At 54.0% G+C, this 24,947-nt stretch carries 18 protein-coding genes; 1 reads left to right on the forward strand and 17 read right to left on the reverse strand.

The window, feature by feature from the left end; genetic code table 11:
* Nucleotides 1-84 precede the first annotated feature (84 nt).
* The 7 genes from hflC to MHH28_RS13265 all read right to left on the reverse strand — a co-directional run bounded on the left by hflC (nucleotide 85) and on the right by MHH28_RS13265 (nucleotide 6,838).
* Entirely contained in the window at nucleotides 85-951 is an 867-nt protein-coding gene (gene hflC, locus MHH28_RS13235) for a protease modulator HflC (RefSeq protein WP_405115589.1), read from the reverse strand.
* Complete coding sequence (hflK, locus tag MHH28_RS13240; protein WP_405117068.1) at nucleotides 948-1,991, reverse strand: FtsH protease activity modulator HflK; 1,044 nt, start codon at nucleotides 1,989-1,991, stop codon at nucleotides 948-950. Before hflK ends, hflC begins: the two co-directional genes overlap by 4 nt.
* A 384-nt stretch (nucleotides 1,992-2,375) precedes the next feature.
* The gene (locus tag MHH28_RS13245) at nucleotides 2,376-3,125 is read right to left on the reverse strand and encodes an amino acid ABC transporter ATP-binding protein (RefSeq protein ID WP_405115592.1); all 750 of its coding nucleotides are present in this window, start codon (nucleotides 3,123-3,125) and stop codon (nucleotides 2,376-2,378) included.
* Nucleotides 3,125-3,880 carry an amino acid ABC transporter permease gene (locus tag MHH28_RS13250; RefSeq protein WP_405115594.1) on the reverse strand — a complete coding sequence of 252 codons (756 nt, stop codon included), beginning with the start codon at nucleotides 3,878-3,880 and terminating at the stop codon, nucleotides 3,125-3,127. Before MHH28_RS13250 ends, MHH28_RS13245 begins: the two co-directional genes overlap by 1 nt.
* 42 nt (nucleotides 3,881-3,922) lie before the next feature.
* Nucleotides 3,923-5,254: a CapA family protein gene (locus MHH28_RS13255; protein WP_405115596.1), complete on the reverse strand. Its 1,332-nt coding sequence runs from the start codon at nucleotides 5,252-5,254 to the stop codon at nucleotides 3,923-3,925.
* Nucleotides 5,255-5,272: 18 nt separating this feature from the next.
* Entirely contained in the window at nucleotides 5,273-6,121 is an 849-nt protein-coding gene (locus MHH28_RS13260; RefSeq protein ID WP_405115597.1) for a transporter substrate-binding domain-containing protein, read from the reverse strand.
* Between the two features lie 261 nt (nucleotides 6,122-6,382).
* Entirely contained in the window at nucleotides 6,383-6,838 is a 456-nt protein-coding gene (locus tag MHH28_RS13265; RefSeq protein WP_405115599.1) for a MerR family transcriptional regulator, read from the reverse strand.
* Between the two features lie 186 nt (nucleotides 6,839-7,024).
* On the opposite strand from MHH28_RS13265, the gene MHH28_RS13270 reads away from it, so the two are divergent.
* Nucleotides 7,025-7,876, forward strand: coding sequence for an aldo/keto reductase (locus MHH28_RS13270; RefSeq protein ID WP_405115601.1), 852 nt, complete (start codon nucleotides 7,025-7,027; stop codon nucleotides 7,874-7,876).
* 75 nt (nucleotides 7,877-7,951) lie between these two features.
* Here MHH28_RS13270 and MHH28_RS13275 read toward each other — a convergent pair whose 3' ends face one another.
* The 10 genes from MHH28_RS13275 to MHH28_RS13320 all read right to left on the reverse strand — a co-directional run bounded on the left by MHH28_RS13275 (nucleotide 7,952) and on the right by MHH28_RS13320 (nucleotide 24,795).
* Nucleotides 7,952-10,765 carry a polysaccharide lyase family 8 super-sandwich domain-containing protein gene (locus MHH28_RS13275; protein ID WP_405115603.1) on the reverse strand — a complete coding sequence of 938 codons (2,814 nt, stop codon included), beginning with the start codon at nucleotides 10,763-10,765 and terminating at the stop codon, nucleotides 7,952-7,954.
* 413 nt (nucleotides 10,766-11,178) lie between these two features.
* Nucleotides 11,179-12,219 (reverse strand): leucine-rich repeat domain-containing protein, encoded by a 1,041-nt coding sequence (locus MHH28_RS13280; protein WP_405115605.1) that lies wholly within the window; start codon nucleotides 12,217-12,219, stop codon nucleotides 11,179-11,181.
* Nucleotides 12,220-12,311: 92 nt separating this feature from the next.
* Nucleotides 12,312-14,633, reverse strand: coding sequence for a polysaccharide lyase 8 family protein (locus MHH28_RS13285; protein ID WP_405115607.1), 2,322 nt, complete (start codon nucleotides 14,631-14,633; stop codon nucleotides 12,312-12,314).
* Nucleotides 14,634-14,666: 33 nt separating this feature from the next.
* Nucleotides 14,667-16,826, reverse strand: coding sequence for a GH92 family glycosyl hydrolase (locus MHH28_RS13290; protein ID WP_405115609.1), 2,160 nt, complete (start codon nucleotides 16,824-16,826; stop codon nucleotides 14,667-14,669).
* 38 nt (nucleotides 16,827-16,864) lie between these two features.
* On the reverse strand, nucleotides 16,865-17,968 hold the full coding sequence (locus MHH28_RS13295) for a glycoside hydrolase family 88 protein (RefSeq protein ID WP_405115611.1): 1,104 nt from the start codon (nucleotides 17,966-17,968) through the stop codon (nucleotides 16,865-16,867).
* Between the two features lie 86 nt (nucleotides 17,969-18,054).
* Nucleotides 18,055-19,635 carry an ABC transporter substrate-binding protein gene (locus tag MHH28_RS13300; protein ID WP_405115613.1) on the reverse strand — a complete coding sequence of 527 codons (1,581 nt, stop codon included), beginning with the start codon at nucleotides 19,633-19,635 and terminating at the stop codon, nucleotides 18,055-18,057.
* Between the two features lie 74 nt (nucleotides 19,636-19,709).
* The gene (locus MHH28_RS13305) at nucleotides 19,710-20,621 is read right to left on the reverse strand and encodes a carbohydrate ABC transporter permease (RefSeq protein WP_405115615.1); all 912 of its coding nucleotides are present in this window, start codon (nucleotides 20,619-20,621) and stop codon (nucleotides 19,710-19,712) included.
* A 16-nt stretch (nucleotides 20,622-20,637) separates the two neighbouring features.
* Complete coding sequence (locus MHH28_RS13310) at nucleotides 20,638-21,573, reverse strand: ABC transporter permease (protein WP_405115617.1); 936 nt, start codon at nucleotides 21,571-21,573, stop codon at nucleotides 20,638-20,640.
* Between the two features lie 83 nt (nucleotides 21,574-21,656).
* Nucleotides 21,657-23,399, reverse strand: coding sequence for a sensor histidine kinase (locus tag MHH28_RS13315; protein WP_405115619.1), 1,743 nt, complete (start codon nucleotides 23,397-23,399; stop codon nucleotides 21,657-21,659).
* Nucleotides 23,400-23,430: 31 nt separating this feature from the next.
* Entirely contained in the window at nucleotides 23,431-24,795 is a 1,365-nt protein-coding gene (locus MHH28_RS13320; RefSeq protein WP_405115621.1) for a response regulator, read from the reverse strand.
* Nucleotides 24,796-24,947 lie beyond the last annotated feature (152 nt).

Raw genomic sequence — 24,947 nt, forward strand, 5'->3', positions numbered from 1 at the left:
TGGATGAAATCTAACTACTTCCTCAGCAGCCAAAAAATAGAGCACCACTTCCATCATAGGAGTGCTGCTCTATTTTTTATAACATTATTGTCCCATCAGTATCTTCGCATACGGCGAATCAATCGGGATCATGATAACTGGCTCATTCTTCAGCGTAGTCACATAACTCTGTAGCGTACGGTAGAAGCTGTAGAATTCAGGAGATTTGCCATAGGCCAGGTTGTAGATTTTGGCAGCTTGCCCTTCGCCTTCAGCGATAATCTTCTTGGAGTCGGCTTCGGCCTGGGCCATCAGCTCTCGGGAGGTACGGTCAGCCTTGGAGGTGATTTTCTTTGATTCCTCATCCCCTTCGGACAGATAACGTGCGGCAATGGATTGGCGGTCCGAGATCATCCGGTTGTATACACTTTGCTTGTTCTCTTCCGGCAGATCGGTACGCTTGATCCGTACATCAATGATCTCAATCCCGTAATTATCACGGGTCAGAGCGGCGACGACGTCCTTGGTGATCTCATCGTTAATATTGCCCCGTCCGGTGTCTTCACTGATAATATTCTCATAATTGATCTCCGACAGCTTGCGGCGGACCGAGTTATATACCGCTTCATCAATCCGCTGCACCCCGCCGCTGACCGTCTGAACGGTTCTCAGGAACTGCGAAGCATTGGTAATTCTCCACACCGTATAGTTATCAACCACAATCGGCTTCTGGTCCTTGGTCAGAATGTTGGTCGGTGAGCTGTCGTAGGTCATCTGATATTTGGGTAGCTCCGAGACATTCTCGATAAAAGGGATTTTGAACTTAAGCCCCGGCTCCTCGACCGTACGCATGGCTTCACCGAAACGGAGGACGACCTTGTACTCCCCCTCCTTCACGATGTACATGGAGCCGGCCAGCAGAATAATTAGGACGATAGATGATATCAATAAAATGATCGGGTTTCTCTTCACTTGGCATCTCCTCCTTGCGGTGTCGGTGAGGCAGGCGGATTCGTCGTGGCTGGAGCTGAGGTGTTCTCCTTGGAACTGCGCATCAGCTCATTCAGCGGCAGATAGTTCACTGTATCACTGTTCGAGTTGGTAATGAAGATCTTGGCGTTAGGCAGAATCGTCTCCAGGGTCTCCAGAACCAGCCGACTCTCGGTGACACTCTTATTATTCGCATATTCGGCAAAAATCGCATTGAACCGCGCCACATCCCCCTGCGCATTCAGGATACGCGACTTCTTCTCGCCTTCGGCCCGCTCCAGCAGCGCCTGCGCTTCACCGCGGGCCTTCGGAATGATATCATTCTCATACTTCTTGGCGTTGTTGATCTTCGTATTCTTCTCTTCACGGGCGTTCGTCACCTCGCGGAAGGCTTCCTCGACCTGGCCGCTCGGCGGCTCAATATCCTGGAACTTGATATCAATGATCTGTATGCCGGTGTTGTATTTCTTGTGCAGATCAACGAGCAGCACCCGGACTTTATCCTGAATCACGGTCTTCCCGTCGGTAATCGCAAAATCCAGCTTCTCGGAGCCAATGACCGCGCGGATCGAAGAGCTTGCCGAGTTACGCAGGAATTGCTCCGGCTCGTCAATGTTATACAGATAGTCACGAATATTGCTGATCTTCCACTGGACTACAGCATCGGCAGAGACGATATTCTCATCCCCTGTAATCATCATGGCTTCTTCATCCACGGGCACAGATCCTCCAGCTTCCTGGCGGTACCCGATATGTATCCGCTGGGTCAGCTCCGCCGGGACTGTAATGACATCCTGGATGGGATACGGCCATTTGAAATGCAGCCCCGCCGAGGACTCGCCTGTATACTTGCCGAAGGTCAGGATAGCTGCACGTTCCTGCTCCTGCACCGTATAGAATGAGGTGGCCCCGATATACAGCAGTACAGCCGCAGCGGCTACCCCCACTCCTATCCTCTTGTACATGCCAGGCTTCAACTTCGGCAGCTTGAGCCCTGGGATATTATCGCCATTCTGGTTCATGAAATTCAAGATGCATCGCTCCTTTTGGCGTATTTTAGTCGTATTAAAGGTATATATACGTGAATCAAACAAAAAAGTCGCAACTTTTGCGACTTTGTTAAAGGTTACTGAATTTTGCTTCGATTCTCTCTGTTTCGGGTGGTTATATCACAGTATATTAGTTTCGCTTAAACCAAACCCTTTTCATTGCAACTCCATTGACGAACGCGCCTCCATTCGGCGCCCGTGCAATCAGAATTGTGTTCGATTTTTCATGTTTATTTGGCCCGCACTCCCTCGCTTGGCGCAAATGTTGTCGGTTTTTCGATTACATTCCACACCTACACCAAAAACCCCCGGAAAAGCGCAAACCTGCGCCTTCTCCGGGGGTTTTACTATATGCTCTTAAATACTCGATTTGTTGCGGAAGTAGTTCTGCAAGAACTCCTTGGCACGCTCGGATTTCGGATGATTGAATACCTCGTCCGGCGTCCCCTCCTCCACGATTTTACCTTTGTCCAAGAACAGCACCTTATTGGCTACTTCGTATACAAAGCTCATCTCATGTGAGACGAGAATCATCGTCTGGCCGGTGGCTGCGGTCTTCTTAATCGTCTGCAGCACCTCGCCCACCAGCTCGGGATCAAGCGCCGATGTCGGCTCGTCCAGCAGCAGCAGCTTCGGATTCATCGCAAGGGCGCGGGCAATGCCCACCCGCTGCTGCTGGCCGCCGGACAGATGCTTCGGATAATAATGAGCACGCTCAGCGAGACCTACCTGCTCCAGTTGCTCCTGAGCAATCTGCGCGGCCTCGCGGTCATTCATCCGCTTCACAATCTTCAGGCCTTCCTTGACATTATCCAGCGCCGTCCGGTGCTGGAACAGATTGAATTGCTGGAAGACCATCGCCGTCTGCTTCCGCAGCTCCAGCCGCTGCTTGTTCGTGATCGTGCTGAAATCGACCTTGAAGCCTTCGAGATCCAGCATCCCCCGGTCCGCCTGCTCCAGGCAATTGAGCGAACGCAGGAAAGTGGACTTGCCCGCACCGGATGAACCGATAATCGCTACGACATCCCCTTTTTCAATATCAACCGAGAGATCGTCCAGAATCAGATTGCCGTGAAAAGACTTCGATAAATGGCTTACCTTAATCATCAGATCTCTCTCCTTCCCCAAGAGAACCAGCCGCGGTTCATGGCCCCGGCAGCGGAGTCCGGAATGGAGAATCTTTTCTCCAGGAATCTCAGAATCTGCTCAATCAGAATCGTCATGACCCAATAGATGATCGCCAATGCGAGATACACCTCGAAGAACCGGAAGTTGCTGCCGGAGATAATTTTCCCCTTAGCCGTCATTTCGATTACACCCGCTACGAAGGCTAGGGAGGTTCCCTTGAGCAATCCGATCAATGCATTGCCCAGCGGCGGAATCGCCACCACCAGCGCCTGCGGAACGATGACTCTTCTGAGCACCTGAAGATACGTCATCCCCAGGGATTCAGCAGCCTCGATCTGGCCCTTATTCACCGACTGCAGCGCAGCGCGGATCGTCTCCGAGTTGTACGCCGCTTCATTGAACGCGAAGGTGACCAGCACGAAGATCATCGCCGGAATGGCATTGATATTATAATCCGTCCCATACTGCTGATTAATGAATTTGAGTAACAACGGAATTCCGTTATAAGTCAGGTATAGCTGCACAATGATCGGCGTTCCACGGATGAACGAGATGAAGAGTGTGACCAGCTGGCTTAGCACGGGAATTCGGCGCATACGGATAATGGCGAACAACAGCGCAAACACAAGGCCGACGATCATCGAGATGACCGTAATCTGCAGACTCACAGGAAGGACCTCTAACAGGCGAGGAATCGCTGAGAACACCGCGTTGATATCAAAAATCTCTCCCATACCGATTGACTTCCTTCCACGTTCAATTTACAAGGCGACGCTCTAACACGGTCTGACCGTCAACCGTCTGCCCTCATATATAATTTCAGTATGATACCGTTCGTTGCTTACCTTATTGAGCCGCTCAACCAGGGAAGCCGCCGCTTCGTCCGAAGCCAATACCGGAAGCCCGCGCTTCGTCACCGTCTCATGGGTAAGCCTGAGATCAATCGGAATCAGCTCATAGCTGAACCGCTTGTCCTCCACACTCAGATCGAACATGACCAGGAAGTTCTCCGAGAACTTGCGGTCGCTGTAGAAGCCCTGCCAGTTCCCTTCGCTGTCCTTGGTTCTGTTCTTGTGCAGGGTAGAAGGAGCTTCATTCTCGGCATATCCGTAGGCGGTGAACATCTCTGGAGATACAATTGACTCCCCTGCCTCGAACTCCATGAACAGACTGCCTATGTTATAAAAAATAGGTTGGCCCTTGTACAGCTCCACCCCTCTGGTGAAGTGGGCGCCATGTCCGAAGACACAGCTCGCCCCGGCATCCACCGCCCCCCGTGCGAAGGTCTCGATGAACTCTGCGGGATAATCGGAGTACCAGTTCTCATTCTCCCCTTCATGCGTATGCAGGCTGACAAAAACATAATCACTGCGCTCCGCCGCATCCTGAATGCTGCGGTAGATTTCCTGCTGATCCTGCTCATGCGCTGCCGTCTTGACGCGGGACTGTTCACCCTTCTCGAAGGTTAAATAGCCTTCAAAAAACGAGCCGAATTCATAATAATTCTCCGATCTGCTCTTAAAGGTCTCAATCCTCTTGCCTTCCTCCATGCTGGAGGCGATGCCGATGCGCTCACTGATCTCTTTCAAGGTGCTGAAATCCTGATCATTCACGACATACGTGCGCGACCAGCGCAGCGGATTGACCCCCGGACGGGCCGGAACGCCATTCCCCGGATTCGAGGCAGCGAACACTTCGCTTCTCGTTACATCTATGGTGATGATGGCAATCCGCCCGTCTGGCGTATCTACGAACACCGGCTTACGCGCTTCATGCAGGCTCATGCCCACTCCAAGCGGGGTCAGACCGCGGGCTTCCGCCTCTTCGATCGTATCCACAAGACCCTGGGTCCCGTAGTCCCCCGTATGATTATTCGCAAAGCTTACATAACGGATATTGAGCTTCCCGAACTCGTCCAGCGCCTTGGGGCGCACACTGGTCTGGTAGCCGCGGCCTGCCGCCGGAGCGGTATTCAGGCGCGGAGTCACGAACTCTGCATTGGTAAAAGCTTCATCGGCCCCTTGCAAGAGAGCCAAAAGCTCCGGGTCCATCGTCTTATATAAATTGCTGCTGGAGAATAATGCATCTCCCGAGACTAGAAATTTCATGCGATCACCTTCCTCCGGTTACTCCATTAGCTCTTTTTTAGGCAAATAGTCGCCGCCAAGCTGCTCTTGGCTAATCTTAAGCAGGGTGCCGTCTGCATACATTTCCTTGATTCTCTTGTTGACGGTATCCAGCAGGGAGCTGTCCGCAGACTTGGAGAGCAGGATATACGATCCTGGATCGCTATTCTCAGTAGAGAACGGAACGACCTTCAGGTTGGTGAAACCATGCTCCTTGATCGCCTTCTCGGCAGAGACACGGGAGATGATGCGCACATCGTACTTACCAGCTTCAATGCCTTCGAACTGCTTCACGAAATTCTCGTCGGTATAGATAATCTCTGCTTTGGCATCCGGGTTCGCTTCATTATGATTCTCCAGCAGCGTGGCACCGGAATTGCCGACTTCTGTTACGGCTTTATAGCCCTTGAGGTCTTCTACAGCCTTAAGGGTATTATCGTCCTTGCGGACTACGAATACATTCGCATTCTCAATAATCGGGAGAGAGAAATTGTATTTGCCGCGTCTCTCGGGGTTGGAGCTGAAATTGTTCGCCCCGAGCTGGAAGCGTCCATTATCCAGGCCGGTCAGAATTCCTTCGAATTCAATCGCCTGCACCTCCAGCTTATATTCGGGAAGGTCCTTGAAGATCGCCTTCATTACTTCCACATCGTAACCTGTCAGCTGGCCGTCCTTTTCATAGCTAAAAGGGTTGCTTACCCCGCTCGTTGCAGCAATGATGGTCTTCGTACCGGTTCCAGCGCCGTTTGTCTCAGCGGAGCCTGACTCATTCTTATTTCCGTTACCGCACCCTGCAATGACTAACCCCAACATTAAGATCAGAATGCCTGGCACAAATTTTTTCTTCATTATAACTTCCCCCTCATCTAGTAAAAGCTCTCTCTTGTTGTGCTATGATGTCCAACTTATCATAGCCATTTAGTCTGGAATTATTATGTCACGGGGTATACACGGTGTCAAGGTGAAGAGGCAGAGGATTGACGAATGGTGGCGAAAAAAGTCGATTGGTGGCTAGGGTGTACACCCTCTTATATGTATCCCCCAGGTAGCATGGGAGTATTCCCCAGATGCTTCTCACCAAGAAGATAAGTAGTCTGTGTCCGCTAAAAATTAAGAAGACCGCACCACTCTCTTCCGCCGCGCCGGAACCTTGATGCCCTCCTCCAGGTACTTTCCCCAGTTGCCGGGATTGGTCAGATCGGGGATGCGCTGCTCCAGAATCGCCTGATATTGAAGGGCCTTTTCTTCCAGATGGGCCACACGCTGCTTGGCCTCTTCCAGCTGAAGGAGCGCCGCTTCCCTGCATTCCATCATCATGGCAAAACGCTGGACAATGGTCGAATCCCCTTCGAGACAGAGATCGACATAGGTTTTGATGCGTTCGATCGGCAAGCCTGTCTGCTTAAGGCATCTGATCCCGTACAGCCAGTTGATCGATTCATCGTCGAACAGCCGGATGTTGTTCTTATCGCGCTGAAGACTTGGCACCAGACCCTTATCCGTATAATAGCGTACCGCATGCTCGGTGAGGCCTGTCATTTCGGCAGCTTCTTTGACCGTATACATAATATTCCTCCCTGAAAAAAATACTAAGTCCCGCTTGACTTCGTGTTACACGAAGGCGATAGGCTTATTGTATAGCAAATCGGCAGCAAGCGGAATCCCCGCTGCGGCGCCTGCTGCCCGGGCTTACCATCCGGGGCTGCATAGCCGGTTGCCATTACACTATAGAGACCTAAGGAGGACAAGACCATGCAGACTGTAACCTTGAATAATGGAGTGACCATGCCGATCCTCGGCTTCGGTGTCTATCAGATTCCAGATGCTGAACAATGTGAGAACGTTGTGTACGAAGCACTGATGGCAGGCTATCGCCTGATTGATACTGCTGCCGGTTATCTGAATGAAGAGGCGGTGGGCCGCGCCATCAAGCGCAGTGGTGTACCCCGCGAAGAGCTGTTCATCACCACCAAGCTCTGGATTCAGGACGCCGGATATGAGAGTACCAAACTGGCTTTTGCCAAATCGTTGAAGAAGCTGGGGCTCGACTACCTGGACCTGTATCTCATCCACCAGCCGTTCGGCGATTATTACGGGGCGTGGCGGGCGATGGAAGAGCTGTATCGTGAAGGCCTAATCAGAGCGATCGGGGTCAGCAACTTCCTCCCTGACCGCCTGATGGACCTGATCGTCCATAACGAGGTCGTGCCTGCTGTCAATCAGGTGGAGACGCATCCGTTCCACCAGCAGACGGATAACGCTGCTTTTATGAAGGAACAGGGCGTGCAGATTGAGTCCTGGGGACCGTTCGCCGAAGGGCGCAATAATATGTTCAGTAACGAAGTGTTGTCCACGATTGCCGCGGCGCACAACAAAACGGTTGCGCAAGTCGTGCTGCGCTGGCTGGTTCAGCGCGAGGTCGTGACCATTCCGAAGTCCGTGCGCAAGGAGCGGATTGCCGAGAACTTTGATATTTTTGATTTTGCGCTAAGTGCAGAGGATATGACTCAGATTGCCGCGCTGGATACGGGCGAGAGCCTGTTCTTTTCCCACCAGGACCCGGAAATCGCCAAGCGGCTGGGGAATTGGCGGGTTGAACTGTAAGCCGGATACGGACTTGCAATGGAATGCAGCAGGAGGCCCATACACAACGGTATGGGCCTCTTGTTATTTGTCCTATTAAGGATTCCGCACCCACCTCACCGCATCGGCGGCGACATACCCGCTCGTTCCATTATTACGGATGGTTACACTCCCGGAGGTGCCTGCCGTGAAGGAATAGGTGCCGATTAGATTCCATACCCCGCCGTTCGCCGTCTGATCTATATTCAGCGTTGCCATCCCCCCGGAATGAACGACTTCCAGCGGAATTGCAGTGGAGCGGTTGATATGCTGCGGCCACATCATATAGACGCTATAGGTGGCGGTGACGGGCAAGTCGGGGGTAAACGTTACACTTTTGCTGCCTTTGCCGCTGTTGTCATCATGCAGATAATTGATTCCGTACCGGTCTGTCTGCACCGCCGCGGTCTTCCAGCCTCCGGTCTTCAGCACCCCGGTGCTGTCGTTATTGTCCACGATAACCTCTTCTCCAGGGAGAGTCGGCGGCGTCCCGCTGTCCAGGTCGAAGGAGGCCTTGAACGTCTTGCCCTTGGCTGCGCTGACATTCACCGATAACCGGATCGTTGGACTTAGCTGAGTTACCGTGATCCCCGAATCTGCGGTATACCCGCTTGCCGGACGGTTCAGCTCCACTTCGATCATGCCGGTAGCCGCTTGTGTCGGATCGCTGACAGACAGCTCCAGGGTATCCTCTGTTTCTCTGGTCATGACTGCCGCTCTCTTGTTGACGGTAATCAGACCGGCAGAGCTTGTTCCATCCCCCCAGAAGTTCGCGCCCATGATGCCCAGCTGCTTCTCTTCCACCGCCTGCACACTGGAGGTATTCGCCAGCACTTCAATACCGGGAGCAGCAGCATAAGCAGCCACTTGGGCAGCAGACTTGCCCGGGAGCAGCACATACTGATATTCTCCACTCACCGGGTTAACTCCGTGATCCAGCCACAAGGTCATATAATTGCGGGTTACTGGCGTGGAAGGTGTCACCGGACGGGGATTGATCTGCTTCCAGTTGCCGGTTCTGGCTTCTCTTTTCATGGCAAGCGAGACCGTCTGCGGAAAATAATACCCGGTATCCGCACCCGCCGCGCTGCCCGACAGATGAGCCCATTCTACCTGGCCGATAGTCCCTGATCCGCCCAAGGCGGAGGACTCCACGGTACCATTCACAGTAAGTGTATTGCTGCCTGCCGTGTTCAGCTTGCGGTTCTCCACAATCGTCTCCACGGCGATATTGTCCGAGCTGCTGATGCCTGCACCAAGAGCCGCGATCTCATCATCGAACATGAACCATGATTTCCTCGCGCCAAGCGTATGGTCCGCATACTTCAACTCCATGCCGGATACTCCGTAGAGATTCTGGATATCGGTGCCTCCAGTCCACTGCTTGGTGCTGGTGTGGCTGCTTGATGAGGTCTGTGATAGCACTGTTGTTCCCGGCAGGCGGTAACTATCTACAGTCGGCCAGTAGTCATTGCTGTAATGTCCAAGGTCACTGTTATATAAGCTGGTCATACCGGCTGAGGTGTACCAGGCTTTGGCGTTCTCGCTGTTAATCGCTTCATAGCTGCCGATCCGGCTGGAATACATCGCCAGTCCGAAGCTGTAGCCCGGCCGGTGCTGGACAGCCCGGTCCATCCCCACGAACTGCCTGTATCCGATAAGCTCAGGCGCAGGCTGAACCGCCGGGTCACTGTGGATGCTTTTGGCCAGAGCAATGACTGGAACGGGGGCATCTTCATAAAAAGACTTGAAGGTATCCGATACCATCCAGCCCTTCAGCATCCGCTTAAAATCCGCCGCTTGCGCGGGCGGCGCAATCCGGGACAAATGCAGAATGCCCTGCATCACCCGATGGCCCGCATCGTGATCCTGGCTATAGTTCCTGGAAATTTCTCTGCCCCGGACCATGTCCATGATGGCACCCTTATACATCAGCGGCTGATACGCGTTATACACCCATTCCCACACATTGGACTGCTTGGGATCGGTCACCTGCCAGGAAGAGCCGTGAAGCGTCACCATCAGATCACTGACGGCCAGCAGCAGATCAATACCGTAACCCCCGGTGTAGGGGATGTTGTTATGCTGAATGAACGAACCATCCCGGTAGAAGCCGTCTCCGCTGAGCGTATAATTGAAGACAGAGGACAGTCCGTCACGGGCGGCGGCGAGTTTGGTCCCGTCTTTGACCAGGATGCCCCGCACCCCTACCACCATCGCCTTCCAGGTGCGGTTGGCTCCTGTCAAAGTAACAGCGGGCGAGAAGCGTTCAACGGCTGTCATATAATTCGTAACTTGAGCCGCAGTCAAGGAGTCGTACATCAGAACGGCCGTATCATTCAGCTGCATCGGAATACCGATTTGCCAATCCCACCAGTTGCTCGTTCCGCTGGCAACCGGCGTGACCCCCTCATGGTATCTGGTAGCATACATATAATCGAGGGCAGCCACGATATCATTGCCAAGCAGGCTGTCTTCATAGAGAGCGGTACCGGAAGTAGCGTAGGCGAGCGCCATCGTCTTCAGCCGTTCATAGGTCACCCGGATATGAATGGAATTCCCGGTTCCGGGATTATCGCTCCACAGATAGGTACGGCCAGGCGAGGTATTCATCGTCTGCCAATAACCATTCGCTTCGTTCGTCAGCTTGGTAAGCGCAGCAGCAATATCGGGATCTGCGGTATCCAGGTTGGGGCCTCCTGTAAGCAGCACCTTCCGGTTCTCCCGCATCCCGTCGAATTCATCGGCAGCGCGGACACGCTCCGTTACTCCCCCTAACCCGCTGATCGACAGCAGCAGCACTAACGCCACCAAACCGCTTTTCAAGAGTAGCCTTCCCGTTAACGTACCTCTCATTAGCAGCCTTCTCATCCATCATCCTCCTTCTCATCGCATTCAGCATTTTCACGTGCACATCGTCTGGCTTTCCATCACGCATAAATCCGTTTAATGTGAAGCGCTTTCATTTAATAGTATAGATAGGGTCCGGTAGTAAAATAAACTACGCATATTCGAGAAAAGGTATGATATTTCGAGCGTTGCAGGATAGATGCGCCTCATGTACGCCTGCCGTCCACTTTCTGCGGATTCAGGTGCACTACTGCTCCTCTTTCACGCCTGCCGCCCACTTTCCAGCCCAATCAGAGGGATATCTCCCTCTCATTTCCTCATTGAGCCCGCTTCCGGGAGATTCAGAGAGACTTATCCCTCCCTCTGAATCTTCCAAAAAAGCCGCAAACCCTTGCGGCATGCAGCTTCCGGCTTACCCTACAGCTTACCAGCTTCTAGTACATTTCATAACTAAGCTCGGGGTTCAGCTTACCCTCATGGTCAAACGCCGCATAGATGCAGAGCTGACCAGCCGGGGTATCCCCGGCATCGTAGCCAATACGGAAGGAGTGGTCTTCGGCGAACGTCAAGTCGGCCAGCACCAGCTCATTCACATCTTCATCAGGATGAGCGTCTGCAATTAGTTGCAATACCCGGTCAAGCAGCAGCTCCAGCTCGGCCCATACCTTTTGAATCCGGGGAGTCAAGCCGCTTATTGCCGCCTTAGTGGGTACATCCGCTATAACGGCAAGCACGCTCCCCTTGATGTGTAGCTCCGCCTTATAACAGGTGAAGGTATTGTCATATTGAAAAGTCCCTACTTCCTCTACCCTATGATCAGGCTGCGTGATGAGGTTATTGGCATAATCCAGTTGTACAAGCTGCGAATGAAGGCTCGTATCAAGTGCCGTAAGTTTGTTCTCAGAGCAATAGAGTTCGGTCAACTTCATATTGTGACTGAGGTCCAGACTCGTAATATGATTATTGAAGCATCGCAGACTCGTAAGAGACGGATTGCCACTGGTGTCCAGACCCGTTAAGTGATTATGATTGCAGCGGATCTCCACAAGCTCTGTACAGCTTGATATATCCAGCTCAATGATATAGTTGCTGCCGCAATCCAGCCGCTCCAGTGCCGTATTGCCCTTAAGATTCAATTGATGCAGAGAGTTATAACTGCAACTCAGTACCTTGAGCCGGGGATTACCGCTTAACTCCAATCGGGACAACATATTCTCATGAGATTCCAGCTTCTCCAGCATGGTGTTCCGGCTGAGGTCTAGCGTACGGAGACTGTTCCTGCTGCAATCCAGCTTCTCAAGCGCGGTGAAGTGCTCTATCCCTTGAAGACTTGAGAACTTGCGGCCTGCAAGCTCCAGTGTGGTCACTGTGTCAACATCACCCTTGAAAATCTGCTCACGGCCACCGCAGAAGCTCTCCTGTACGTACTGCCTGAACCGCTCATCTGTGAAATCACCCGTAATCTGAATCGGCATGGTTCTCCCCCTCTAAGATCAATGGGATTATTCTACCATATCCGGCAGGGTCATTCACTTCAAAGAGAGAGAGAACGCCCACACCGGAACGATCAGCTCCCGAACTCCACATGGAACGAGGCTCCCCCAGCACCGTCAGGGTCGAACCGCAGTCTCACCTTCCCGGCTTCACAAGGCTGGACAGATATCCGTTCTGACTTGCTGATCACACGGGGAACAGGGGGATGCCCACCAGCTTCTGCTTCTGCTTTTACTTCTGTTCCATCTGATGTACTGTTGCCGATGCTGATCTCAATCTCAATAGGACAGCGCTGGACCTGTGTCGGATCCGCTATAGCCAGACTCCAGCCTGCCGGATTCTTGTGCAGAACAATAGAGGCCTGACTGCTGCAAGCAATCCTTCCGCTTCTGTACCAGCCCGGTTGCCAGAAATGCACAGCTAACAGCCCGGTTTCCGTATCTTCCACTGCGTGCACCCGGTCATTCAATTCCAGAATGCTCAGACCTGAATGCTCAGCGAACCCCGCCGTTTCTGCTTGACTCCTGCCCGGCAGCAGCACATAGGCATAGGTATCCCCCTCCGGCGCTGCTCCATGATCGAACCAGAGTGTCTGATAGAATCTCTCTATTTCCGCAGAGGAACCAGCCGCGTTGATTGCCTGCCAGCTCCCTGGCCGGGCCTCGCGCAGGGCATGGACACAGCAGCGTACAGGTAAAACAATCCCCACATCCGCATCCTCGGTACTCCCCGTCATGTGAATCCATTTAGGCTGAATCGTATCTGCGAGTCCCGGAGTCCGGCAAATCGCTATTCCGTCTGCTATAATCCCATGGTCTCCTGCCGGGTTTAATTTGCGGTTGTCTATGATTGTTTCCACTGTAGCGGAATTCCGGCTCTGAATACCTGAACCTAAGGCCACGATGCGGTTACCGGACAAAAACCAGCTTTTCCGCGCGGTCAGTCCAGCGGCTTGGTTAACCCTATTTTCGTTAACCGCATCCTCCAGCTCCATAGCAATAGCCCCGTGCTTATCATGCAGCACCGCCCCGCCAACAAAACTCCGGCTGCTTAAGCGTCCTTGGCCCGCTCCGTCTTCTTGCCGCGCGTTCGTTACTGTTGTTCCAGGCAGGCGGTATGGATCAACGGTCGGCCAGTAAGCATCCGCATATTGCCCCAGGTCGCTATTGTACAGAAGACCCATGCCATACGAAGTATACCAGCCCTTCAGATTCTCTCTGTTGATAGATTCATAGCTATAGATCCGGCTGGAGAACATACTGATCGAGTAGGCAAAACCCGGACCTTGCAGCACCGCCCGGTCCATACGGGCAAACAGCTTGCAGCATGTCTCTTCCCGGGCTGGCGGCACAAGAGCATTTTCCAGCAGCGTCCTCGCCTGGGCTGCGGTATCCGGCGGCGCTTCGGAGATATACGGTTTATAGCTGTCGGCAACCATCCACCCTTTCACTCTGGAGAGCAGCCGTACCTGATCTGCCGCATCCAGAATGCGCGAGAAGCGTAAGCAGGAAGTAATCACGGCATGTCCGCTCTCATGATTCTGCGAATCCTCCCGCGAGACCTCCCTGCCGCTGGCCATATCCAGCATAGATCCCCTGAACATCAGCGGTACGAAGGAACGGTCAATCCACTGGGCTGTCAGTTCCCGGGCTTCACCCGGCAATTCCCACGGGGTAGCATGCAGCCACACCATCAGGCGGACCACATCCTGGAGCAGAGAGACTCCATATCCGCCAGTATAGGCATATCTGTCATGCTGGATGAAGGAGCCGTCCTCGTAGAATCCATCGCCTTCGCTTACATAGCTGAACAACGGAAGCAGTGCATTGCGCGCGGCGGACAGCTTCTGCCCGTCTCCCCGGATAACAGCCGCCAAAGCTGCCGCCGTAGATTTCCACACCAGATTCGCCCCGGTGCACGGCGGAGCCTTGGCTGTGAACCACCGCGCATGGAACGCCGGATCACCCACATATTTGTCTACAGGGAGGAGCAGACGCTCTACAAGCCCGGTATCCAGCAGCTCCCCCATGAGCAGCAGCGTCTCCAGCAGCGCAACCGGCACGCCAATCTCCCAATACCACCAGTTGCCGTAAGGCTGACAGGTATCGTTGTACCTCTGCGCATATAGCCATTGCAATCCATAGCTAACCTGTTCCCGTAATGTGGCATCGCTGTGATAGCAACACTGGGGAGACCTCAGCGCAATAGCCATCTCTCTCAACCGGCTGGTGATCCTAAATACATCTTCAGCGTTCTCCTGAAGTGGAATGTCCGCCCACAGCAGCTCCTGATGATATAGCATCCCGGCCCGGGCATCGCGGACCTGCTTCAGTGATTCAGGACGAAGCTTATCTCCAGCCAGATATTGCAGCCATTTGTTTTTGAAGTCCAGCATGGGATTTCTCTCCTTAAGCCAGCAGTTCAGCTGCTACACTTGTGCAGACTGTTCCCGCTCCGCGAGCGGAGAAGGTGGAATAAGGCTTCCCCACTCTCCGGCAGCCGAACCCAGCTCCAGCACAAGCGTCCCGCCTCCGGCAATCTCTTCATGGCGTACCCAGGCCCGGTCCAGGGTCTGCCCGTTCAGGACCGCAGAGCGGATGTACCGGTTGCCGGACCCTCTGCCTTCACCTTGCGTCTCAATAGTCAGAGGAACCGGGTTCTCATGTGCACCCAGCAGAAGCGTCACCTTATTGAATACCGGAGGAACGAGGAAATATAGATCTTGTCCCATCAATGGGTACAAGCCCATCGCCGAGCAGATGAAGAAGGCGCTCTGGCAGCCCATATCCTCGTTATCCCCGAGTCCGTCACGTTCAGCCCGGAAGTACTTCTCCAGGCATTCGCGGACCCGATCCGCCGCCTTATCCGGTCTGCCCGCATAAATATAGAGATAAGGAATATGCAGCATAGTTTCTTTGGAGTTATAGAATCCCCCGTCAAAAAAATAGTCCAAATGCCGGATGAAGCCCTCCGCTCCCCCATGCCGCTCAACCAGCCCATGAAAATCGTGATGGGTGCTGAACGACCATTGCAGGCTGGTACCTTCGTAGAAATACGGATCATTCCATGAATCCGGCAGGCAGGATTCCGGGTCAAATGACGTTACCCATTCGCCGCCGGGCCGCCGTGGCGCAAAACACTTCAGATCCTCGCGCCATAGATTCCACAGCTTCTCCGAGCTTGTATAATAGTCCTCTGCCGTCTCTTCCTGCTCCAGAATCTCAGCCAGCCGGCCGATACACCAGTCCTGATAGGCATATTCCATATGACGGGACACACAGTTCTTCTTCACATCCGTGGACAGGTAGCCTAAGGAGTGGTAATCCTTCAGATGACGGCCATAGAGCCAGGTATCCGGCGACGGAACCTCATTATTCTTGCGCATCTGCTTCAGGGCCTTCGCATAATCGATGCCCTCCAGCTTCTTCAGTGCCGCTTCGCAGAACAGAATATCTGCGGAGCTTCCGCCTTGAATCATCGCGCTATGCCCCATGATCCAGGCGTCCGGCAGCCAGCCGGTATGGTCTGCGATGTCCAGCAGACAATTAAGAATATCCGCTTCAAGCTGCGGGTCAAGCAGTGTAATCAACGAGTTGGCATTCCGCACGCTGTCCCACAGTGCATAGAGATCGGTGTAATGCCGTACCCCTGATTCCCAGGCGAAGTTCTCATCATCCACACCCAGGTCACTCGGCATACAGAACAGTCGAGTTAACAGGGTATAGAACAGCCGCGTATGCTCCCGGCTTCCCCCTTCTACTGTGACTCTGCTGAGTTTATCCTCCCAGATGTTACTGGCCGCCTGCCGGATATCATCGAATTCGGCAGAGGCTTCCCGGTCCACACTGGCTCTGGCTTTGCCTACACTCACATAGGAAATGCCAGTCTTCGCCGTCAGAACTCCACAGTCGCCGAAGCTAAGGGAAGCCCTGCAGTTCGCTCCATCCACAGAAAACCCTTGGCGTACTCCGCCCGCATCCATCAGCATATAGCTCTGAACCGGATGGTCGAAGCGAACATAGAAGTAGACGGAATAAGGGAATTCATGCCCCCAGCCCCCGCGCAGATCGGAGCGGCCGGCCAGCTCATATTCGGACAGAACTTCAATGTAACCCCCGGTCGAGATTCCGGTAGTCTTGCCGGGTTCATCCCCGCCCACCTGAATCACCGCTCCGGCATCAATCAGCAGGCCCGCCGGTTCATCAGCCGGATACGTATAACGATGGACTCCGGTCCGCATCGTGCTGGTCAATTCAGCCTGGATCGCGGCAGGCAGCAGCTTCACACTGTAATATCCTGCTTCGGCCTGTTCATTCCCCTTCTCATAGGGGTCCAGCTGAAACCGCGGCATCCCGGTATAGGGGGTGAAGCCGACATTGCCGTAACGCCCGCCGCCTCCGGTGCCGCTGACATGCGTATGGCTGAACCGGATAATCGGCCGCGAGCTGTCGTAGCCGTGGGATAGCTGCGGCGGCAAGGTATCCGGTCCGAGCCTTACGATGCTGTTCGGCAGATAGGGTCCGCACAGGCAATTATTCTCCCCGTCCACACCGATAAAAGGATCTACGTACTCCACTCTTCTTATCAACTAAAATGCACCTCCCTTCATGCCGGAAATCCTTCGTCTTACCAAAAGATTTCACGCTCTCCCTTAAGCTTCACCAAGGCTTCCAGGAAGAAATAGTCGCCGTAGATGATCGGCACCTCCACTTCGGCATTAGCCGGGAAGCTGCCGGTTCCCTTGGTAATGAGCGCTTCTTCCGCCGGGTCTTCCGGCGCGTAACGGCGGAACAGCGATTCCGTGATGGCACTTCCGAGCTTCCGGTACCGCTGTGCTTCTTCGCCCTCCAGCAGATGGGCTATCTCCAGCATTCCGCTGGCCGCGCAGGCAGCAGCGGTTGAATCTTTGGCCCATAGCTGATCGGCTGGAGCCCGGAAATCCCAGGGCGGGACGAGATCCTCCGGCAGTTCAGCAGCGAAATAATCTGCGGCTGCTCTGGCGGCGTTCAAGAACCGGATGTCGCCCGTATACCGGTACCCGATTGCAAATCCGTAGATCGCCCAGGCCGATCCGCGCGACCAGGCCGAATCCGGGCTGTACCCTTGTCCGCCCAGCGCCTCGATCCGCTCCCCCGTCTCGGGGTCGAACCGGACGATATGGTGCACCGAGCCGTCCTCCCGGATGAATTCCCGGAGCGCCATTTCCGAATGGGCAACGGCGAGGTGACGGTATCTCGGGTCCTGTAGCTCCCCGCTGGCCCAGTACAGCAGTCCAAGATTCATCATGCAGTCGATGATCGCCAGACCTTCACTGCCTTCATGGAGCCAGGCACGGATGAAGTTCCCCTTAAGATTGAACCGGCTGGCCAGATGACTGGCAGCGATCAGCCCTCTTCTCCGGGACAGCCTGTTGCCGGTGAGCTTGTAATCGGCAACCGCCGACAGACTCCAGAGGAAGCCGTTATCGTGATGGAGCTGTTCATATTCGTGAAGAGGGGCGTCTAGTTGCTCCTCGCAGCTCTCGGCGATGTGCCGGTATTCCTCATCGCCTGTGGCCCGGTAAGCCAGCCACAGAATGCCCGGCCAGAACCCGTTGGTCCAGCAATCCGGGTCACGCGCATCATATAGTCCGCCGTAAGTGGCATTGGGGAAGGTAGCTCCGATTCGGCTCCGTGTGCGGCTTAATTTGTTCTGGGCGTAGTCCCAGGCTTCGTTGATCCAAGTCTCCATGGTCTGTAGTCTCCCTTTCTCTTGTACAGTGAAAAGGCAGGACGCCTTAGACGAACAGGGCCTCCTGCCATGCTCATAACCGTCAGCTATTGCGCTGCCTTCCAGGCATCAATCTGGGACTGAAGCTCGGTCTTGACCTTCTCGATCCCGGCCTTCTTCAACTTCTCATTGCGCTCCTCCAGCATCTTGGCAGGGTCAGGAATCGCCCCGGTGCTTGCCGCCCGGTACTCACCAATGACCGAGGTAAGCTGGGTAATCTCGTTCTTCACCGGCGATTCATCGAAGACGAAGCCCAGCAGCGGCGAACGTTTGGCCTCATCATTGAATTGCTTCCAGCTTGTATACAGATCATCCGGCTGGCCCGGCTTCAAATAATTGATCAGTTGGTTGCCGACCACCCAGAACAGGGCGGAACTGCCATACCCGGAATCGGCAATCGGCTCGATCCGGTTCTCGCTGATCTTCTTGTAATGGGTGCCTTCGATCCCGTTAACGAACAGGTTCACGGCATAAGGATCGGTATGCAGCGCATTCAGGACCATCATCGCCCGCTCCGGGTCCTTGGAGGTGCGGGAGATGGAGAACATGGAACCGGCGGCAAGGTCCGTGGTTACGATAGGCTCTTCAATGACCTTGGACACAAAATCATATTTATTGTCCGAAGCGATTTTCAGCTCAATATCTGCGCCCGGCTTCCACACAGCCTGCTGCATCCAGATCTTGCCCTGCTTGCGCAGGTCCCCGATCTCCGTCGTTGTAGTCGCCGCATCACTGTTGATGTAGCCCTTCTCGTAATAGCTGCGGTTCAGCTCATACTCCGCTTTGGCAATGGATGAAATCTCCGGATCAATCACTGACTTAATCTGGATGTTATCTGTATTTGTGTAGTCGTATAAGAACAGAGGAATCTTGTTCGGCGTCGGTCCGATGGCGCGGAAGTTCGAGCGGGTCTCATACATCATCCCTTCGCCCGATTCCTTGATGAAGTCCAGAATCAGCCCCGGCTCCTTCTCCTTCAGCAGCTTGAACCAGGGTTCGAAGTCCGACATCGTCTTGATATCCTCAACCGGAATTTTGTACTTGTCGATGATATCCTTGCGGTACGTGTAGGCCTTGCCCTGGGTAATCTCTTTGTTGGTCGGAATGCCGTACAATTTGCCTTTGTAGCGCGGAGCCTCCAGGTAGATCGGATTCAGATTCTCGGAGATCCCCTGTCCATACTTGGCCAGCAGATCATCGAGATCCAGGAACGCGCCCTTGGCCACGTTGCCGAAGAAGTTGAGCCAGGATGCGGTAAAGACCAGATCCATCGGCTCCCCGGCGTTCAGCATGAGCTCAGTCTTCTGCTTGTATTCGCTGGAGGCAATCGGCTGAAGATCAACGGTGGCATTGAATTTCTCTTTGAAATATTCGCTCAGCTTGGCTTCCACCAGCGCATCATCCCGCTGCGGCGCTCCGAAGTAGATAATGGAGACCTCGTAAGGCTTCAGTGCCTCCGCACCGCCGGCAGGCTTCGCACTGCTGGTGCTGTTCGTGGCGGCTGCGCCGCTGGAAGCTTCCGGTGTGGCAGAACCCCCGTTATTGCCGCCGGAGCATCCCTGCAGGGCCAGCGCAAGAACCAGAACCGTTGCAGGAACCAGCGATCTGGCTCTTTTTAACTTTGTCATATGAACCCTCCTGTATGATCATGCTTTTATATAGAACGGCAGGCAGCCAGTGCTGATGCCGGTTCCACCACGCTTTAGCCTTTGACCGCACCTACGGTCAGGCCTTTGACAAAATACTTCTGAAAGAACGGATACGCCACCAGAATCGGTCCCATCCCGATCACCGCCATCGCCATCTGCAGGGATTCATTCGGAAGATTCTTCATCATATTGGGATTCTGGGCGGCCAGCTCCACATTATTGCGCAGGTACTGCACATCGTTGAGGACGCGCATCATCAGATATTGCAGCGGATACTTATCCTCGCTGGTGATATAGAGCAGCGCATTGAACCAGTCGTTCCAATAGCCGATGGTACTGAACAAGGCCATGGTCGCCAGGACCGGCAACGAGAGTGGCAATACGATCCGCAGGAAGATCCTTAGCTCCCCCGCACCGTCAATTCTGGCCGATTCGATCACTGCCGGATGAATGGTCGTCTGGAAGAAGGTACGCATAATTATGACATTGAACGGCACAATCAGCATGGGCAGAATCAGTGCCATATAAGAATCCTTGATATGCAGAGCTTGCGTGTAGATCAGGTATCTGCTGACCATCCCGCCATTGAACAGCATCGTGAAGAACAGGAAGAAGGTGAACACATTACGGAACGGATAATCCGCCCGTGAGATGGGATACGCATACATCGCCATGAGCAGCACACTTAGCGCTGTGCCGATCACCGTGATGGTGAAGCTCACGCGATATCCCGACACAATCGTCATCCAATCCTTGAAGATCGATTCATAGGCAATGAACGACCATTTATTCGGAAGGAAGCTGTACCCCTCAGTCAGAATGGACTGCCCGTCTGTGAAGGAGACGATAATGACAAGCAGAACAGGCAAAAAACAAAGGAGTGAGAGGATCACAAAGGCCAGATTTAAAAGTACATTCGACAATGCGGAATTTCCGCCGATAGAGCTGCTGGTATCATTCGCCATGATGATTCTCCTTTGATTAGAATAGTGCCTGTTCCCGGTCAATCCGTCTGACCATACTGTTGGTGGCAATGACCATAATGAATCCCACCACAGACTGGACCAGCGCCGTTGCCGAGGACATCCCGATATCATTGAGCTGCATCAAGGCGCGGTAGACATACGTATCCACGGTATCCGTAACCGGATATAGCGCTCCTGAATTCATAGGCACCTGGAAGAACAGTCCGAAGTCGGAGCTGAAGATGCTGCCCATAGACAGAATCGTCATAATAATGATGACCGGCCGGATAAAAGGGAGCGTGATATGCGTAATCTGCTTCCACTTGGAAGCCCCGTCAATCAGCGCCGCCTCGTAGTATTCCGGATCTATTCCGGCAATCGCCGCGATATAGATCACTGCGCCGAAGCCTGCATGCTTCCACGCGTTAACAAATACCAGGATGTAAGGCCAATATTCCTTCTCCGAGTACCAGAAGACCGGGTCTTGCCCGAAGGCCTTAAGCACTGTGGCATTAATGAAGCCGTGATCCGGCTGCAGGAAAGCGTATACGAGATAACTCACCACGACCATCGACAGGAAATGCGGCAGGATGATGAAGCTCTGATACACCTTCGCCAGCAGCCGCCGCCGGATCTCATTGATGGCTACCGCAATCGAAACCGACAGCACCAGGTTCATAATCATAAAAGTCAGGCTGTACAGCAGCGTATTGCGCACAATCCGCCACATGTCCCCCGAAGAGAACAGGAAGCTGAAATTATCCAGTCCCACCCAGGGACTGCCCCAGATCCCGTCCATATAATTCACATTCTTGAAAGCGATAAATATGCCGAACATCGGCAGATAGCTGTGTGCCAGCAGGACAAGCACCGCAGGCAGCAGCATCAGTGTCAGTGCCTTGTACTTCCACAGGGCATGGATGAATCTTGAGAATCCAGAGGCTCTAGTCATGTGTCCATTACTCCTTTCATGGACTCATTATAGAACCATCCGGCCCCGGCTTCGATGATGCATTCCCGTAAAAACGTGATCTTTTATACGTCCGTTCCGGCGGATTCTGCTCCCGCCCGGCGCAAAGGCAAAGTAATCACCGCCCGTGTCCACCCCGCCCCGGTTCGCTCATAGGTTAACCCGTAGTCCTCCCCGTAATGGAGCCGGATACGCTGATGCACATTCCTGATTCCGTATCCTTTGGTGCTCTGCTCATCTTCCAGGATGGCCGCAAGCTCCTCCAGATCTACCGGCAGATGCCCGTTGTCCTCTACGATGAAGCGCAGCGTGCCGTCTGCCTGCACCGCTGAGACCCGGATCTCGCCTTCCCCGTCCATGCCGCGCACGCCATGAATAATGGCATTCTCGATCAGCGGCTGAATGATCACCTTGGGCGTCTCGTAATCTCTTACGGCATCGTCTATCTGCCACCAGACCTCGAAGGTACCCGGATAACGCTTGGTCTGCAGCCGGGTATACGCCTGGGCATGCTCCAGCTCTTCTCCGGCTGTAATCATCTTCCGGCCCCGGCTAAGGCCGATCCGCAGCAGCATCGACAAGTCGCGGACCATTTCGCCTACCTCGGTATTTCCGCTGTCCAGCGCATACCAATAGATCGAGTCCAGGGTGTTGTACAGATAATGCGGGGTAATCTGGGACTGGAGCATCAGCAGCTCATATTCCTTCTGCTTGAGCTGCATTCCGTAATTCTCTTCAATAGAATGGTCCAGCCTGCGGGTCATTCTGACGAAGGAGCCCTGCAGAATGCCGAATTCATCGTGCCGGAGCGGCTCTTCGGACCATGGCAGCGTTTTGCCCGGCTCATAGATTTTCATCACCGAGACCAGCTTCACCACCGGCTTGACCACAAGTCTCACCAGATAGAGGACAAACGTGAGCACAAATGCCAAAAAAATAAACGAGACCACGACAAGCAGCCTTTGAAACCAGATCTGCTTGCCCGCAATGGACGCTAACGGGATTTTGTACAATAACCGGGTGTGGAATCTGGAGCTGTCCGAATACGCATAGAGCCACTCCTCCCCGCCTTCTTGTGCGAAGGTATAGCCGTAAGAGGCATCTGCTTCGATATACCTGCCGGTCTCGGCTGGCATAATGCCGCCTGAGCCGGTGGACATCAGCAGCTCCCCGCTGGTATTGAACAGGAATGCTCCGGCCGCAGCGGGCAGCTCCACCGAGACCATGTCCCGGGTCAGCATCACCTCTACCTTGTTGACCACCAGCAGGCCGATCGCCTCATCATAATTGCGGGGATTCAGGATGCTGCGCATGAAGGAGATCGTGGTCTCGCCGCTCCCGGACGGAGCGACGCGCAGCGTCCCTGCACCGCTGACATCCATCCGGCTGACGTTAAGCTCAGGCAATCCGCCGCTGGCCCCGTCCAGGTATTTGAAGCCTTTGGTCTTGTGGGACAGGTCGAACGGCGTTGCCCTGCGCTCAATATTCTTCATATATATGGCATATTCCGTGCCTCCGGTGGACCAGCTATCCAGAATATTGTCGGCCTGCCGGATCTCATTCAGCGTATCAATTCCGGTCCAGAAGCTGTAACCTTCCGGGTTGCTGAAGAATTGGCTGTCCAGCAGGGTAATCGTCCGGTCATTGATGGCGGACAGGGTCTTATCCATCGTGACATGATTCTGCTTGACCAGCTGCAGGGTCGTCCGGCCGACCTCCTCCTTGATGGTGTTCAGCGCCACATAAGCAGAGACCCAGCCCACCACGATAAAAGGAAGCACGATGCACAGCAGGAACGCCAGAATCACCTTATGCTTCAGTCTGAGTCTCAGCCTCTGGTTAAGCTTCTGCTTCAGCCCGTTCCCCTCCTCTGGCCTGCTTGCGGAATTCCGCCGGTGTCAGGCCCAGCACCCGCTTGAACATCCGGCTGAAATGCTCCGGTGATTCATACCCGACCGCGTAGGCAACCTCATACCGCTTCTTGTCCGTGGCGGTCATCAGCCGCTTGGCCTCCTCCATCCGCAGGGCCGTCACATAATCCCACAGATTCATGCGCATCTCGCGTTTGAAAATATACCCCAGGTGGGCCGCGCTAAAGTGGACCTCCTCGGAAATATCCTGGATTTTGAGCGCCGGGTTACGGTAATTGCTCTGAATATAGCCGGTAATCCTGGAGATGACGCCCGGCGTTCCTGCCTCAGACTCCTGCGTCGGCAGCGCCGGATCGGGCTGCTGCCCCCGGTTCAGATGCTCCTGCATGGCGAAATCGCCATAATAGAACACCTTATGCCCGGGATGAACGCTATTCCAGCCCGCAGCCGTATCTGCCTCCTCCAGCAGCCCGGGCAGTGCGGTGATTCCTTCGCCCAGGGTACTAAGACCGATAAGCGCCTCCGTATTCAAATGCCGCTTCAGGTTCATCGCAATCATCTGCCCGATCATCTGGATCTGGGAGTGTACGCTGACCCGGGGATCCTCCCTGTCTTCAGCGGATAACTGGATGAGGCTGATCATCGAATGGCCGAAGCCGTTAAAGGTAACGCCATCCCACTCCGCCAGCGTTTCGTTCATTATATTGAGCGCAGCATATTTCAATAATTTGCGGTCCTGGAGCGTCACCTGCTGGCTGCTGAAGCCGGCCCGGCTGTAATCGATACGGATCGAGATCACCCCGTAATAGGGCCCGTGCAGCAGGCCCCCCAGTTCACCGGTGATCTCCTCCAGATCCTGCTGCGTCAGATTCCGCTCAGTCACCAGCTCCATCAGCCATTCTTCGCGCCGCAATTGCCCGTGGACAGAATTATGCTCCGGCTGCGGGCTGGTGTCCGGCAGCTCCTTCCGGGTTAACGCTTTGCGGACCACACGGAGCAGCTCTGTCCGCTCTACCGGCTTGACCAGATAATCCTTGGCCCCGAGCCGTAGCGATTTTTTGGCAAAATCAAATTTCTCATGGGCCGAGATCACAATCACCGGAACGTTCCACTGCTCCATATAGATATTCTCCATTAATTCGATGCCGCTCATCCGGCCCATCTGGATGTCGGTCAGCACCAGATCGAAGTGGTCCATCCGCAAATAATCAATCGCTTCAAATCCGTTAACGGCCGTCTCCACCTCTGTGATATCCATCTCCGAAGTCAGCAGGAAATTCCGTATCCCCGCGCTCACCCTCGGCTCATCATCCACAACGAGAATTTTATACATGCTGTTCCCCCTCCGATGCTTCATTGTTGCCTATGCATTGTACCGCCTGATTTCACCTTACACTCGCTGGAAATCACCGTAGATGATCTATTTCATGTATTGTGTGATCTATCTCAGGAACCCTTGCAGCCTTGAGCTTCGCAACTTGTCCC

This window comes from Paenibacillus sp. FSL K6-1217, from assembly GCF_045040735.1.
Taxonomy (GTDB): domain Bacteria; phylum Bacillota; class Bacilli; order Paenibacillales; family Paenibacillaceae; genus Paenibacillus_AQ.